The sequence below is a fragment of the Streptomyces sp. NPDC004031 genome (assembly GCF_053604375.1).
The window spans coordinates 1-14,172 of the sequence record NZ_JBSGHL010000101.1 but is presented as its reverse complement, the minus strand read 5'-3'; the positions used below and the strand labels follow the sequence as shown (position 1 = coordinate 14,172).

Here is a 14,172-nt window from a genome sequence, read left to right as displayed (position 1 = left end):
GCCTCCCGGACGGGAGGCCGCGCCGCGCGCGTGACCGACGGCCTGCGGCCGTGTCAGTCGTGTCAGTCCTTGATCTCGCAGATGACCGCGCCCGACGACACCGAGGCGCCGACCTCGGCCTTCAGGCCGATGATCGTGCCGGAGCGGTGCGCGTTGAGCGGCTGCTCCATCTTCATGGCCTCCAGGACGACGATCAGGTCGCCCTCGGTGACCTGCTGGTTCTCCTCGACCGCGACCTTGACGATGGTGCCCTGCATGGGCGAGGGCAGCGAGTCGCCGGACACCGCCGCCGACGCGCGCTGGGTGGCGCGCCGCTTGGGCTTGGCGCCCGCGGCCAGCCCGGTGCGGGCCAGGGTCATGCCGAGCGACGCCGGGAGCGACACCTCCAGGCGCTTGCCGCCCACCTCGACGACGACCGTCTCGCGCGGGCCCTGCGCCTCGTCATCGTCCGCGGGCCCGCCCGCGAAGGGCGGGATCGTGTTGACGAACTCGGTCTCGATCCACCGCGTGTGGACGGTGAAGGGGCCCTTCGGCGGCGCGAACGCCGGGTCCCGGACGACCACACGGTGGAAGGTCAGGGCCGTGGCCATGCCCTCCACCTGGAACTCGTCCAGCGCGCGGGCCGCCCGCTGGAGGGCCTGCTCACGCGTCGCGCCGGTCACCACGAGCTTGGCCAGCAGCGAGTCCCACGCCGGGCCGATGACGCTGCCGGACTCCACACCCGCGTCCAGCCGCACACCCGGGCCGGACGGGGCGACGAACTTCGTCACCGTGCCGGGCGCGGGCAGGAAGCCCCGGCCCGGGTCCTCGCCGTTGATCCGGAACTCGAAGGAGTGCCCGCGCAGCGGCGGGTCGTCGTAGCCGAGCTCCTCGCCGTCGGCGATCCGGAACATCTCGCGCACCAGGTCCAGCCCCGAGACCTCCTCGGTGACCGGGTGCTCGACCTGGAGCCGGGTGTTGACCTCCAGGAAGGAGATCGTGCCGTCCTGGCCGACGAGGAATTCGCAGGTTCCCGCACCTTCGTACTTCGCCTCGCGCAGGATCGCCTTCGAGGCGGCGTACAGCTGTGCGTTCTGCTCCGGCGTCAGGTACGGCGCCGGGGCCTCCTCGACGAGCTTCTGGTGGCGGCGCTGCAACGAGCAGTCACGGGTGGAGACGACCACCACGTTGCCGTGCTTGTCGGCCAGGCACTGCGTCTCGACGTGCCGCGGCCGGTCCAGGTAGCGCTCCACGAAGCACTCGCCGCGCCCGAAGGCGGCGACCGCCTCGCGCACCGCCGAGTCGTACAGCTCCGGGACCTCCTCCAGCGTGCGGGCGACCTTCAGGCCGCGTCCGCCGCCGCCGAAGGCGGCCTTGATGGCGATCGGCAGGCCGTGCTCCTTCGCGAAGGCCACGACCTCTTCGGCGCCCGACACCGGGTCGGGCGTGCCCGCGACGAGCGGGGCACCGGCCCGCTGGGCGATATGACGTGCCGCGACCTTGTCGCCCAGGTCGCGGATGGCCTGCGGCGGCGGGCCGATCCAGTTCAGCCCGGCGTCCAGCACGGCCTGCGCGAACTCGGCGTTCTCCGACAGGAAGCCGTAGCCGGGGTGCACGGCGTCCGCACCCGACTCGGCCGCCGCCTTGAGCACCTTCGCGATGTCCAGATAGCTGGTGGCCGGTGTGTCGCCGCCCAGTGCGTACGCCTCGTCGGCCGCGCGGACATGCAGCGCGTCCCGGTCGGGGTCCGCGTAGACGGCTACGCTGGCGATCCCGGCATCCCGGCAGGCACGGGCGACGCGTACTGCGATTTCACCGCGGTTGGCGATGAGCACCTTGCGCACGATGGCTCCCTCCATGAAACAAGCCGAGTTTAGGTACTGGCCACACTCGATGCCGAGGCACCCCTGCACGTGAGCTTGCCCACACGGAGGGTGATCCGTGAATCACCGCACCCCGTGAACTCCAGCTCAGTCCACGGTACGGCCCTGCTCCCGCCCATGTCCCGCTCTACCGGGCGCGGGTCGAATCTCGCTCGGAGTCGGTGCATGGAGTTGACGCTTCTTTGTGGGAATCCCACGAAGAGTCCGCGGAAAGTTTGCGGCCGGGTCCGTCCTGACGGGTGACGGCGCGCCGCCGGAGGCGCCCCCGGACCCCGGTCGCCCGGCCGCCGCCCCCCGGACGGCGGTCACGGTTGCGCACCGGTGGCCCGAACGCCTGTCACGACCCTTGCCCGCCCTCTTACCCGTGAGTAGCCTGCGACCCCATGGACGGGCGTCGGAGGGGGGACAGGGTGCGCAGAGGGATAGCCGTGGCCACAGCGGTGGTCCTGGTGCTCGAAGCACTCGGGGTCGCCTTCGTGAACTGGGTGCTCGGCCTGGCCGTACGCCACCAGGACATGTCGCTGGCCGGCCTCGACCCGGACGGGATGGCCGTCGGCTCGTGGGTCGCGGGCGGGATCTTCGCCCTCTTCCTGCTGCTGTGCGCCTTCCTGACGGCCCGTGTCGCGGTACGCCAGGAGCCCGCGCCGCTGCTCACGCGGATCGTGCTCATCGTCTGCGCGGTGGTCCACGGGGTGCTCGGCGCGATCGTCGTCGGCCTGGTGGGCTGGCTCGCCTTCGCCGCGCTCATGGTCGTCCTCGGCCTGCTCGTCGGCACTCTGCTGCTCTACGCGCCCGAGAGCGCCCGGGAAGCGCGCGGCGGCGCGGGCGGCCCCGGCGGCACGGGAGGCGGCTCCGCGCCGCAGAACCCGCCGCCCGCGGCACCGCCGGGCGCGCCGCTGCCGTCCGCCGGGCCCTGAGCGGGTCCTGAGCGGGCACTGAGCCGGTCCTGAGCGGGGACGGACGCCGGACGGACCGCGGGGCCTACACCCACAGGTCGGTGACGCGCACTCCCAGCTCGCCCAGCAGGCCGCGCAGCAGCGGCAGGGACAGCCCGATGACGTTGCCCGGGTCGCCGTCGATGCCCTCGACGAAGGGCGCGGACCGCCCGTCGAGCGTGAAGGCGCCCGCGACGTGCAGCGGTTCGCCGCTCGCCACGTAGGCGGCGATCTCCGCGTCGTCCGGACGGCCGAAGCGCACGGTCGTCGATGCCGTCGCGGACACCTGGCGGCCGGTGGCCCGGTCGATGACGCAGTGGCCGGTCTGCAGCACCCCGGCGCGGCCGCGCATCGCCTGCCAGCGGGCGGTGGCCTCCGCGGAGTCCGCGGGCTTGCCGAGCGCCTGGCCGTCCAGCTCCAGGACGGAGTCGCAGCCGACGACCAGCTCGCCGCCGTCCGCGTCGAGCATGCCGCCGCCCGCGACCGCCGCGGCCTTCGCCTCGGCCAGCACGCGCGCCAGTTCGGCGGGGCTGTCGGCGTGGATCGCCTTCTCGTCCACCCCGCTGACCACCACCCGGGGGTCGAAGCCCGCCTGCTTGAGCAGGCCGAGGCGGGCGGGGGAGGCGGACGCGAGAACGAGCACGCGGCGGGGCGGGGTCGGCGAGGTCATCGCCCCATCGTAGGCGCGGCCCCACGACCGGACCGGCCCCACGACCGGACCGGCAGCCCCGTACCCGGCGGCTCGTACCCGGGGGCCGCTCACACCCGCAGCGTCGCGATCACCATCAGCAGCGCCGCGACGAGCGCGGCCACCACCATCGCGCGGCGCAGCTTGCGCAGCGCCTCCCGGGTGTCCTCGGACGGTTCGTCGCGTCGTTGATCGTCGGGCCAGAGCATGCCCACCAGGGTGCTCGCGGGGCGGGCGCGGCGCCTGAGTACGCGTACTCAAGCGGAACGGCCCGCTCGGCATGGCCCGTTCCGGCCATGGCCCCGGCGCCGCCCCGGCTCAGGAGGGCCAGGCCGACGCCCGCCACGCGCCCGGCGCAGGGCGGGGCAGGGCGCGCGGCACGGTGCGCTCCGGCGCCGACCAGCCGGACCGCCGGGCGGCGGGCGCCTCGGGCTCCTCCGCCCCGGCCGCCGCGGCCCGCGCCTGGACCAGCGCCACGACGGCCGCCAGCTCCTCCGGCGTCGGCCGCCCGCGTTCCACCTTGATCTCGACCACCGCTGAACTCCCTTCCCCGGCTCCTGCCCTGCCCCTGCCCTGCCCCGACCCGCTACAGCGGGATGTTGCCGTGCTTCTTCGGCGGCAGGCTCTCGCGCTTGTTGCGCAGCGTCCGCAGCGCCTTGACCAGCTGCACCCGGGTCTGCGAGGGCGCGATCACCGCGTCCATGTAGCCGCGCTCGGCGGCGATGTACGGGTTGAGCAGGGTGTCCTCGTAGTCCGCGATCAGCCGGGCCCGCAGCTCGTCGGCCTCCTCCGGGCTGCCGGCCTCCGCGAGCGTGCGCCGGTGCAGGATGTTGACCGCGCCCTGCGCGCCCATCACCGCGATCTGCGCGGTCGGCCAGGCCAGGTTGAGGTCCGCGCCCAGGTGCTTGGAGCCCATGACGTCGTACGCGCCGCCGTACGCCTTGCGCGTCACGATGGTGATGAGCGGGACGGTCGCCTCTGCGTAGGCGTAGATGAGCTTGGCGCCGCGGCGGATGATGCCGTCCCACTCCTGGCTCGTGCCGGGCAGGAAGCCGGGGACGTCCACGAAGGTCAGCACCGGGATGTTGAACGCGTCGCAGGTGCGCACGAAACGCGCGGCCTTCTCCGACGCCTTGATGTCCAGGCACCCGGCGAAGTGCAGCGGCTGGTTGGCGACCACGCCGACCGGGCGGCCCTCGACCCGGCCGAAACCGGTCACCACGTTCTGGGCGTAGAGCGCCTGCGTCTCCAGGAACTCCCCGTCGTCCACGATGTGTTCGATGACCTTGTGCATGTCGTACGGCTGGTTCGCCGAGTCCGGGATCAGCGTGTCCAGTTCCAGATCCGCGTCCGTGACGGCGAGTTCGGCCTCGGTGGCGAAGGCGGGCGGCTCCTCCAGGTTGTTGCCCGGCAGGTAGGACAGCAGCGCCTTGACGTACTCGAAGGCGTCCTTCTCGTCCGCGGCCAGGTGATGGGCGTTGCCGGACGTGGAGTTGTGGGTGCGCGCGCCGCCCAGCTCCTCCATGCCGACGTCCTCGCCGGTGACCGTCTTGATGACGTCCGGGCCCGTGATGAACATGTGCGACGTCTGGTCCACCATCACCACGAAGTCGGTGATCGCGGGGGAGTACACCGCGCCGCCCGCGCACGGCCCGGTGATCAGGCTGATCTGCGGAATCACCCCGGAGGCAAGGGTGTTGCGGCGGAAGATCTCGCCGTACAGGCCGAGCGAGACCACGCCCTCCTGGATCCGGGCGCCGCCGGAGTCGTTGATGCCGATGACCGGGCAGCCGGTCTTCAGCGCGAAGTCCATGACCTTGACGATCTTCTCGCCGAAGACCTCGCCGAGCGCCCCGCCGAAGACCGTGAAGTCCTGCGAGAAGACCGCGACCGGGCGGCCCTCGACGGTGCCGTAGCCGGTCACCACACCGTCCCCGTAGGGGCGGTTGGCCTCCAGGCCGAAGTTCGTGGAGCGGTGCCGCGCCAGCTCGTCCAGCTCCGTGAACGAACCGTCGTCCAGCAGGAGTTCGATCCGCTCGCGGGCGGTCAGCTTGCCCTTGGCGTGCTGCTTCTCGACCGCGCGCTGGGAGCCCGCGTGCGCCGCCGCCTCGATACGGTGACGCAGGTCCGCGAGCTTGCCCGCGGTGGTGTGGATGTCGTAGTCCGGCTCGGCCATGGCTCGGCGGCTCTCCTGCTCTGGGCTGCTCGCGGCGGCTCACTGGGGTGCGGGCGGGGGTACGGGCGGGGTACCGGACGGCGCGTACGCCTCCCGGACGTCGGCTGCTTCTTAACTGGTCAGTAACGCTGTGCTCGGTAGCGTAACGGCGACTCTCCGGTACGGGCACTGCGGCGTTCACCACACTGCACCACCACGGCCCCCGCGGGCCGCCCCGCGGCACGGGCGCACCCGGCGTGTCCCGGGCGTCCGTCCGGGCACCGCGGGCTCGTAGTGTGGGCCCCATGACGACAAGCCGCTGGTCCGACCTCGACCGCCCGCCGCTCAACGAGACCGCGCTGCGCCGGGCCGTCGTCGGCTCCCCGCTGTGGACCTCGCTCGACGTCGTCGAGGCCACCGGCTCCACCAACAGCGACCTCGCCGCGCGCGCCGCCGCCGGGGCCGCCGAGGGCGCGGTGCTCGTCGCCGAGGAGCAGACGTCCGGGCGCGGGCGCCTCGACCGGCGGTGGAGCGCCCCGCCGCGCTCCGGGCTGTTCTTCTCCGTCCTGCTCCGGCCGGGTGCGGCCGGGGCCTTCGGCAAGCCCGTGCCCGTCGACCGCTGGGGCTGGCTGCCGCTGCTCGCCGGGGTCGCCACCGCCACCGCGCTGTCACGCACCGCGGGCGTCGACACGGCACTCAAATGGCCCAACGACCTGCTGCTCACCCTCGACGGCGACGAGCGCAAGGCGGGCGGCATCCTCGCCGAACGCACCGGCGAGAACGGCGTCGTCATCGGCATCGGCCTCAACGTGTCGCTGCGCGAGGACGAGCTGCCCGTCCCCACCGCCGCCTCCCTCGCCCTCGCGGGCGCCGCCACCACCGACCGCGACCCGCTGCTGCGGGCCGTCCTGCGCTCCCTCGCCGACTGGTACGAGGCCTGGCGCACCGCGGGCGGCGACCCCGACGCCTCCCGGCTGCGGCAGACCTACGCGGCGGGCTGCGCGACCCTCGGCCGCCAGGTCCGCGCGGAACTCCCCGGCGACCGCGAGCTGTCCGGCACGGCGGTCGGCATCGACGACGACGGCCGCCTCGTCATCGCCACGGCGGAGGGCGAGCACGGCGTCGGCGCCGGCGACGTGGTGCACCTGCGGCCCTCGGACTGAGCGGGCCCCCGCGTGGGAGTGCGCGGGGGCGCGCCGGGCCGTGCGGGCTGGTGAGGGGCATTGCGGGGGGTGCGGGGACGCGCCGGTGACGGCCGTCCCGGTGACCGTGCCGCGCGCCCGCCGCCGTACCGGCGAGATCCGGCTCCCGGTGAGAGTGAGCTGCGGCACACCTGCCGTATCGTTGACTCGCTGCGTCGTCTCGATGATCGGAAGGGCTGTGCGCAGGGATTCCACAGGGGCCGTACGGTGAGCGCGGACGACCCGGGCCCCCCCGCTCCGGAGCCGGGCCGCGCCGCGGGCTCCCGCGGCGATGGCGACACGGGCGACCGCGAGCCGGGCGACCGCGACCCCGGCGACCGCGAGCCCGGACCGGACGAGGGCGAGCAGCCCGCGTCGGCCGGCGTCCCCGCGGACGACGGCACCTTCGTCGTCGAGTCCGCCGAGCCCGAACCCGTACGCGCCCCCGGCGAGCACGGGATGCCCGCCGCGTACGGCAGGGCGGGCGAGGCCGCCGCGGAGGCGGGCGAGCACCCGCTCGCCCTGCGACTCGAACAGCTCATCCTCGGCGCGCCCCGCCGCTACACGCCCTTCCAGGCCGCGCGCACCGCGGGCGTCTCCATGGACCTGGCCGCCCGCTTCTGGCGCGCCATGGGCTTCGCCGACATCGGCCAGGCCAAGGCGCTGACCGAGGCCGACGTACTGGCGCTGCGGCGGCTCGCGGGCCTCGTCGAGGCGGGCCTGCTGAGCGAGTCCATGGCCATCCAGGTGGCCCGCTCCACCGGCCAGACCACCGCGCGGCTCGCCGACTGGCAGACCGACTCCTTCCTCGAAGGCCTCACCGAGCCGCCCGAGCCCGGCATGACCCGCGCGGAGGTCGCGTACCCGCTGGTCGAGCTGCTGCTGCCGGAGCTGGAGGAATTCCTCATCTACGTGTGGCGCCGCCAGGTCGCGGCCGCCACCAGCCGGGTCGTGCAGTCCGACGACGAGGAGGCCGTGGACCGGCGGCTCGCCGTCGGCTTCGCCGACCTCGTCGGCTTCACCCGGCTCACCCGGCGGCTGGAGGAGGAGGAGCTCGGCGAACTCGTCGAGGCCTTCGAGACCACCGCCGCCGACCAGGTCGCCGCGTACGGCGGGCGGCTCATCAAGACCCTCGGCGACGAGGTGCTCTTCGTCGCCGACGACCCCGGCACCGCGTCCGAGATCGGCATCCGCCTCATCGAGACGATGACCGGCGACGAGACGATGCCCGCGCTCCGCGTCGGCATGGCCTTCGGCACGGTCACCACCCGGATGGGCGACGTGTTCGGTACGACGGTCAACCTCGCCTCCCGGCTCACCTCGATAGCGCCGCGCGACTCCGTCCTGGTCGACGGCGACTTCGCGGAGGCCCTGGGCGAGGCGGGCGACGCGCCGCTGTCCGAGGCGGACGCCGACGCGGAGGCGGCGGATGCCGCGGACGCGGCGAAATACCGCTTCGCCCTCCAGCCGATGTGGCGCCGCCCGGTGCGCGGCCTCGGCGTGGTCGAGCCCTGGCTCCTCACCCGCCGCTGACCCCCGCCGGGGGGCACCCTCACGCCCCGGGCTGCCCCTTACGGCGGCCCGCGCGACGTTCCCGCGCGGGCCACTCGTTTTTAGGGGCGCGGGGAACTGCGCGAGCAACCCACCACCGGCCGGTGGTCCGGGAACGACAGCGACTGCCCCTTCGGGCCGGTGACGACCCGCGCCACCGTCGTGGCTGAGCGCGCAGTCCTCCCCCAGGCTCCGCCCGGGAGGTGCCCCCACGCGCCCCTGCGGGGGCGGGTCAGTACGTCGGGAGGGGCGACGTGTCCGCGCGGAGGTGGTCGAGGGCCCAGTACCAGTTGTTGCCCGCGTTGAAGACGCGCCACGTCAGCGTGACGGACCGGGCCGCGGACGGAATCGCCGTGTCGCGGGCGACATACGTGTTCTCGGCGTCCTGGCCGAGATTGTCCGTGCCGGTGGCGGCAGCCGCGTAGTGCAGGAGGCGCACGGTGGTGCCGTCGTCGAACGCGGCGGTCAGCTCCGCCTCCTGGGGGGCCTCCTGGCGGTAGTGGGAGTCGAAGGACACGTAGAGCCGGGTCGCGCCCGCCGGGAGGGCGACCGCGGGGGAGACGAGCGAGGAGTCGAAGCGGCCCTTCGCCGAGGGCGAGCCGGTGTCGTCCCAGTCGTCGGGGTCGGCGACGGCGACGACGCCGAGCGCGCGGGAGAAGTTGGCGCGGTCCTGGCCCCCGGTCTGCCAGAGGCGCTTCGTGTGGAAGGTCCAGCCCTGGAGCCGCGGGGTGCCCTGCGGCATGGCGGCGGCGTTGACGACCTTCCAGCCCGCCGGGGCGGTGGCGGTCCAGCCGAGGACGCCGCCGGACTCCTGGAGGCTGCCGGCGACCGATTCGAAGTCCTCGCCGAGCAGGTGGCCCGTGACGGAGACCGCGGTGCGGGCCGTGACCTCGCCGTCGGCGAGCACGTACCGCTGTCCGGCCCGGCCGCTCGCGGTGACGAGCAGCCGGTGGCCGCCGCCGGTGACGGTGGCCGGGAGCTGGATGTCGTAGACGGCCGTCGCGGTGGCGCCCGCGGCGAGCGAGGCGGGCGGGGCGGTCACCGTGCGGACCGTCCACCCGGCCGGGACGACGGGTGCCGCCTCCAGTGCGGTGACCTTCTCCCGGGCGGTGAGCGCGACGCCGATCCGGGCGGTGCCGCCGGGGACGAGGACGGCCTCGTCGATCGTGGCGGAGGCGGCGGCCAGGGTCACGGTGACGTCGAGGGCGTCGGGCAGCCCCATCGCCGGGTCGGTGACGCCCTGCAGCTTGCTCGGGACGCGGCCCGCGGCGCGGCGCCGGAAGTACGGTTCGCCCTCGATGCCCACGGCGAGGTCGTACCAGCCCTCGCGCGGCAGCTGGATCCGCACGGTGTGGTCCTTCTTCGCGCCGACCCGCACCTCGCGCACCCCGCCGCCGTAGGCGAGGTCGCCGACCAGGAACGTACGGGCCTGCTTGGCGCGGTTGGTGAGGTGCACCTCGGCGTGCCGGGCGTCGGAGGTGACCTCCACGACGGCCTCGGCGTCGCCCGCCGCGTCCCCGCGCAGATGCCACAGCTGCCCGTCGGGGCCGTGGACGCGCAGGTCGTAGCCGGTCTCGCCGACGGTGCGGGTGTCGGAGAGCTTCGTCCCGGCGGAGAGGGTGTAGTGCCGCGGGGCGGTGCCGGGTTCGGGGTAGATCTGGAAGACGGCGCCCTGGCGGCCGTGGTTGGCGAGGTCCAGGGTCAGTTCGCCGCGGTGCAGCCGGGGGCGCAGCGTCAGGTGGTAGGGCACCGGCCGGGACGTGCGGGTGCCGCGCTGCTGCGCCGGGAGGAGCTGCGGCTCGGGCACGGTGGGGGCCGGGCGGGTGCCGGAGTCGACGACCTTCTGCCGGTTGCCGGAGGTGTCCGGCAGGTACGGCCAGGCGGGGTTGCGGCCGCTGAAGTCGAAGACCTCGGTGAGGTCGCCGGTGATGTCGCGGCGCCAGTCGCTGATGTTGGGCTCGTGGACGCCGAACCGCTTCTCCAGGAACTGCAGCACGGACGTGTGGTCGTAGACCGTCGAGCAGACCGCGCCGCCGCGGGTCCACGGCGAGACCACGATCATCGGCACGCGCATGCCCAGGCCCAGCGGGAAGGGCCCGCCGGTCTGCGTCTCGCCCGCGGGCAGCGTGTCGGACCAGCCGAGGGTGCCGTCGGCGGCCTTGGTGCGGTACTGGCCCTGCTGGTTGACGGGCCGGTAGTACGTGGTGGAGCCCTTGGCGACGCGGACGACGACCTCGCCGTCGGTGGAGACGGTGGAGCGGCCGCGCTGCGGCGTGACCGGCGGCTGCGGGGAGACCAGGTGGTCGAAGAAGCCGCCGTGCTCGTCGTAGTTGAGGATGAAGGCGGTCTTGGCGAAGACCTCGGGGTTGTCGGCGAGGGCCGCGAGCAGCCGGGCGGTGAGGTTCTCGCCGTCCGGCGGCGCGTAGTTCGCGTGCTCGGACAGCGCGGCGGGCGCGACGATCCACGACACCTGCGGCAGCGTGTCCGCGGTGACGTCGGCGGCGAAGGCCGCGACCAGCGCGTCGCCCATCTTCCACGGGTTGCCCTGGTCGGCGACGGCGCCGACCTTCTTCATACCGCGCTCGTAGAGGGAGTCGCCGGGTTTGGCGTTGCGGAAGGTGGTGAACCAGGCGAGCGCGTTGTCGTCGAAGTTCTCCTGCGCCTGGTAGGTCTTCCAGCTGATCCCGGCGGTCTCCAGGCGTTCGGCGTAGGTCGTCCACTCGAAGCCGGGCTCGGAGTTGTCGATGACCGCCTGGTCGCGCACCGTGCCGCCGCTGGTGCCGGTCATGAAGTGCTCGCGGTTGGGGTTGGTGGAGGTCTCCGTCGAGCAGTAGTAGCTGTCGCAGATGGTGAAGACCGAGGCGAGCGCGTTGTAGAAGGGCATGTCCGCGGGCTCGTAGTAGCCCTGGCCGAGCCAGCCGCTGCCGCGCCGGGTCACGTAGCCGTCGGCGATGCCGTCGTTGCGGGCGTTGAGCGAGTCGCCGAAGCCGAAGGCGGGGGCGCCCTGCTGGTAGGCGTTGGTGTGGGCGGCGTTCATCGCGAAGGGCGCGAGCCAGCCCTCGGGGCGGGAGGGGTCGGGCTGCTGGAGGACCGGCCTGCCGTTGGCCCCGCGTACGGCGGCGCGGTCGCCGAAGCCGCGGACGCCCTGCATGGTGCCGTAGTAGTGGTCGAAGGCGCGGTTCTCCTGCATGAAGATCACCACGTGCTGGATGTCGTCGAGCCGGCCGGGGCGCACGGGCGCGGCGAGCGCGGTGCGCAGGCTCAGCGGGAGGGCGGCCAGCACACCGGTGGCGGCGGCGCCGCCGAGCAGGGTCCGGCGGGAGACGTCCGGTCTTGCGTTCATGGGTCTGTGTCTCGCTTCTCGGGTCGAGGGGGGACCTGGTTTGGACTAGACCCGTAATAATTACGTGACTTATGTGACCGGGAATGGCGCGCCGGGAGAAGAGCGGACGACCGGGAGCCGACGTGCAGGCGGCCGGGGCAGCCGGGCGGTACCGGGGAGCGGACGCGCGGCCCCGGCACCGCCCGCGCTCAGCCGATGCCCAGGGCCGGGGGGATCGCCGCGAGCGGCACGTCCGCCGTGGCGGCCTCGCACAGGACCGACTCCAGGCCCGAGAGCACCGCCGGGATCGCCGGGGCCGGCACCAGCCGGGTGTCGGCCAGCAGCGAGACCTGGCAGTCCGCACCCTGCTGCGCGAGAACGAGGCAGAAGGCCATGTCGTTGACGTCGTAGCCGCGGACGAACGCCGGACCGCGCGCGGACCGCGGGTACGGGCCCGGTCCCGGCGGGAGCCGCCAGTCGCGGCTGAGGCGGGCGTCGTTGAAGTAGCCGCTGAGGTCGAGCGGGTGGGCGCGGGCCCCGTCGAGTTCGGCGGTGAGGGCGTCGAGCGACGCCGGGTGGAAGGACGCCCGCAGGTAGGAGGTCGCCGAGCGGCGGTAGACCGCGCGGACCGCGTCGTCCAGGGTGCCGCCCGTACCGCCGTCGTGGACGTACAGCCCGTCCTGCGCGGTCGCGGCCATGTAGCGCTGCTGCCGCTCGGTCACCCGGTTGCCGGTGATGAGCAGCATCGGCACCGTGTCCTGGCCGCGCAGCGCCGCCAGCGCGGTCGCCGCGAGCGTGAGCATCACCGCGGAGCTGGACGTACGGGTGCGCTCGGCCACGGCGACGGACCCCGCGGCGAGCGCGGTGGAGGTCAGCCACCACTGCTGGATCGGCGGGGAGGCGGGCGCGTGCGGCGGACGCGGCGCGGCGTCGGGCACCTCCGCGAGCCGCGTCCGGAAGTGCCGCATCGCGCGGGCGTCGTCGCGCAGACCCCGCTCGGACCGCTCGTACGCGGCCTGGTCGAGCGGCTGCCACTCCGGCGGGGTGACGCGGCCCCCGGCGAGCAGACGGCGCAGCGCGGTGCCGACGAGGTCGGCGGACCAGCCGTCGAAGGTGAGGTGCGAGCACACGACGGCGACCGCCCGCACCCGTCCGCCGCTGCACACCAGGCTGAAGCGCACCGGCCATTCGTGGCTGTGCCGGAAGGGCTCGGCGGCGAGCTTGCGGGTCCGCCGCTCCGCGAACGCCGCGAGCGCCCCGGCCCCGGCGTCCGCGCCCAGCTCGCACACCTCGACCAGGTGCGTGCCCTCGGCGGCGGCGGTCTGCCACGGCTCCCCGGCGCGGTCGGAGAAGCGGGTGCGCAGCACCTGGTGGGTCTCGACGAGCCGCCGGACCGCGGCGAGCGCCTGCGGTACGTCGGGGCCGGGTACGGGCAGGGTGATCACCTGGCGCAGGCTCAGCGTCGCGAAGGCCGCCCCGTAGCGCAGCAACGGGTGCCACATGTGGAACTGCCCCCAGGCGAGCGGCCCTTCGCCACCGTCGGCCGTGAACGGCACCGGCTCCCACGTCACGCGCGGCGGCGCGGGCCGGCCCGTGGCCGGGGCGGGCGGCGCCTCGGTCACCGGGACTCCAGGTGCGCGGCGAGGGCGTCGAGGTTGTCGACCAGGTCCCAGCCGTCACCGTCGAGGTCGATCTCGACGTCGTACTCGTCCTCCACCGCGTCGACCAGCCGCATCCGGGACAGCGACGACAGGCCCAGGTCGGACAGCGGGGCCGTGCTCGCCAGGGCCTGACCGGCGGTGATCGCGCCGTCCGAGGACTCCGCGACGAGCTGGGCCAGGCGTTCCTTGATCACCGGGGTGCTCATGCTGTTCCGTCCGTTCCGTGGATGCTCTCGCTCTCACCGAGCAGTTGGTCGGCTTCTGCGTCGGTGAGTTGGTCGAGTTCGGTGAGGAGTGCGTTTTCGAGGGCTTGGGCGACGGCTTCGACGGTGCGGTGGTCGAAGAGGGTGCGGAGGGGGAGGTCGATGTCGGTGGCGGTGCGGATGCGGGCGATGGTTTTGACGGCGAGGAGGCTGTGTCCGCCGAGGGTGAAGAAGTCGTCGTGGGCGCCGATGGGGTGGGTGTCGAGGATGTCGGCGTAGATGTCTGCGACGAGGGTTTCGGCGTCGGTGCGGGGTGGGGTGGTGGTGTGGTGGGTGTGGGTGTGGGTGGGGAGGGCTTTGCGGTCGAGTTTGCCGCCGGGGGTGAGGGGGAGGGTGTCGAGTTGGATCCAGAGGGTGGGGACGAGGTGGGGTGGGAGGGTTTTGTGGAGGGTGGCGGGGAGGTCGTCGGGGGGTCCTGCGGTGTAGGCGACGAGGGTGTTGTTGTGGATGGCGACGGCACCGCGGCCTTGGAGGTGGGTTTCGATCTCGCCGGGTTCGATGCGGTGGCCGCGGAGTTTGATCTGGTCGTCGAGGCGGCCGAGGTATTCGAGGTG

Annotated in this window: 12 protein-coding genes; 3 read left to right on the top strand and 9 right to left on the bottom strand. The window is 73.8% G+C overall.

Features of this window, described 5'->3' with window-relative positions; translation table 11 throughout:
• Positions 1-62: 62 nt before the first annotated feature.
• Entirely contained in the window at positions 63-1,823 is a 1,761-nt protein-coding gene (locus ACWERV_RS35555) for an acetyl/propionyl/methylcrotonyl-CoA carboxylase subunit alpha (protein WP_398185820.1), read from the bottom strand.
• 467 nt (positions 1,824-2,290) lie between these two features.
• On the opposite strand from ACWERV_RS35555, the gene ACWERV_RS35550 reads away from it, so the two are divergent.
• Entirely contained in the window at positions 2,291-2,779 is a 489-nt protein-coding gene (locus tag ACWERV_RS35550) for a hypothetical protein (RefSeq protein WP_452940917.1), read from the top strand.
• 64 nt (positions 2,780-2,843) lie between these two features.
• Here ACWERV_RS35550 and ACWERV_RS35545 read toward each other — a convergent pair whose 3' ends face one another.
• The 4 genes from ACWERV_RS35545 to ACWERV_RS35530 all read right to left on the bottom strand — a co-directional run bounded on the left by ACWERV_RS35545 (position 2,844) and on the right by ACWERV_RS35530 (position 5,661).
• Positions 2,844-3,467 (bottom strand): nucleoside triphosphate pyrophosphatase, encoded by a 624-nt coding sequence (locus ACWERV_RS35545; RefSeq protein ID WP_452940916.1) that lies wholly within the window; start codon positions 3,465-3,467, stop codon positions 2,844-2,846.
• An 89-nt stretch (positions 3,468-3,556) separates the two neighbouring features.
• Positions 3,557-3,694, bottom strand: coding sequence for a morphogenic membrane protein MmpB (gene mmpB / locus ACWERV_RS35540; RefSeq protein WP_398184732.1), 138 nt, complete (start codon positions 3,692-3,694; stop codon positions 3,557-3,559).
• Positions 3,695-3,803: 109 nt separating this feature from the next.
• Positions 3,804-4,019 carry an acyl-CoA carboxylase epsilon subunit gene (locus ACWERV_RS35535; protein WP_398184729.1) on the bottom strand — a complete coding sequence of 72 codons (216 nt, stop codon included), beginning with the start codon at positions 4,017-4,019 and terminating at the stop codon, positions 3,804-3,806.
• Between the two features lie 52 nt (positions 4,020-4,071).
• A complete protein-coding gene (locus ACWERV_RS35530; RefSeq protein WP_452940914.1) occupies positions 4,072-5,661 on the bottom strand; it encodes an acyl-CoA carboxylase subunit beta in 1,590 nt (529 codons plus the stop codon).
• Between the two features lie 284 nt (positions 5,662-5,945).
• On the opposite strand from ACWERV_RS35530, the gene ACWERV_RS35525 reads away from it, so the two are divergent.
• Both ACWERV_RS35525 and ACWERV_RS35520 read left to right on the top strand, forming a co-directional pair.
• Entirely contained in the window at positions 5,946-6,803 is an 858-nt protein-coding gene (locus ACWERV_RS35525) for a biotin--[acetyl-CoA-carboxylase] ligase (protein ID WP_398184722.1), read from the top strand.
• Between the two features lie 477 nt (positions 6,804-7,280).
• Positions 7,281-8,354: an adenylate/guanylate cyclase domain-containing protein gene (locus ACWERV_RS35520; protein WP_452940919.1), complete on the top strand. Its 1,074-nt coding sequence runs from the start codon at positions 7,281-7,283 to the stop codon at positions 8,352-8,354.
• A gap of 250 nt (positions 8,355-8,604) precedes the next feature.
• Here the strand turns inward: ACWERV_RS35520 and ACWERV_RS35515 are convergent, their stop codons facing one another.
• The 4 genes from ACWERV_RS35515 to ACWERV_RS35500 all read right to left on the bottom strand — a co-directional run.
• On the bottom strand, positions 8,605-11,715 hold the full coding sequence (locus ACWERV_RS35515) for a phosphocholine-specific phospholipase C (RefSeq protein WP_452940912.1): 3,111 nt from the start codon (positions 11,713-11,715) through the stop codon (positions 8,605-8,607).
• A gap of 188 nt (positions 11,716-11,903) precedes the next feature.
• The gene (locus tag ACWERV_RS35510) at positions 11,904-13,316 is read right to left on the bottom strand and encodes a condensation domain-containing protein (protein ID WP_452940910.1); all 1,413 of its coding nucleotides are present in this window, start codon (positions 13,314-13,316) and stop codon (positions 11,904-11,906) included.
• Entirely contained in the window at positions 13,313-13,561 is a 249-nt protein-coding gene (locus tag ACWERV_RS35505; protein ID WP_398184716.1) for a phosphopantetheine-binding protein, read from the bottom strand. Before ACWERV_RS35505 ends, ACWERV_RS35510 begins: the two co-directional genes overlap by 4 nt.
• Positions 13,558-14,172: phosphopantetheine-binding protein (locus ACWERV_RS35500; RefSeq protein WP_452940909.1), on the bottom strand; the 615-nt coding region annotated here is incomplete at its 5' end. The genes ACWERV_RS35500 and ACWERV_RS35505, both read right to left, overlap by 4 nt.

Coding starts and splice junctions, on each gene's coding strand:
- ACWERV_RS35525 (WP_398184722.1), top strand. CDS start 5,946: ATGACGACAAGCCGCTGGTCCGACCTCGACCGCCCGCCGCTCAACGAG.
- ACWERV_RS35505 (WP_398184716.1), bottom strand. CDS start 13,561: ATGAGCACCCCGGTGATCAAGGAACGCCTGGCCCAGCTCGTCGCGGAG.
- ACWERV_RS35520 (WP_452940919.1), top strand. CDS start 7,281: ATGCCCGCCGCGTACGGCAGGGCGGGCGAGGCCGCCGCGGAGGCGGGC.
- mmpB (WP_398184732.1), bottom strand. CDS start 3,694: ATGCTCTGGCCCGACGATCAACGACGCGACGAACCGTCCGAGGACACC.
- ACWERV_RS35545 (WP_452940916.1), bottom strand. CDS start 3,467: ATGACCTCGCCGACCCCGCCCCGCCGCGTGCTCGTTCTCGCGTCCGCC.
- ACWERV_RS35530 (WP_452940914.1), bottom strand. CDS start 5,661: ATGGCCGAGCCGGACTACGACATCCACACCACCGCGGGCAAGCTCGCG.
- ACWERV_RS35515 (WP_452940912.1), bottom strand. CDS start 11,715: ATGAACGCAAGACCGGACGTCTCCCGCCGGACCCTGCTCGGCGGCGCC.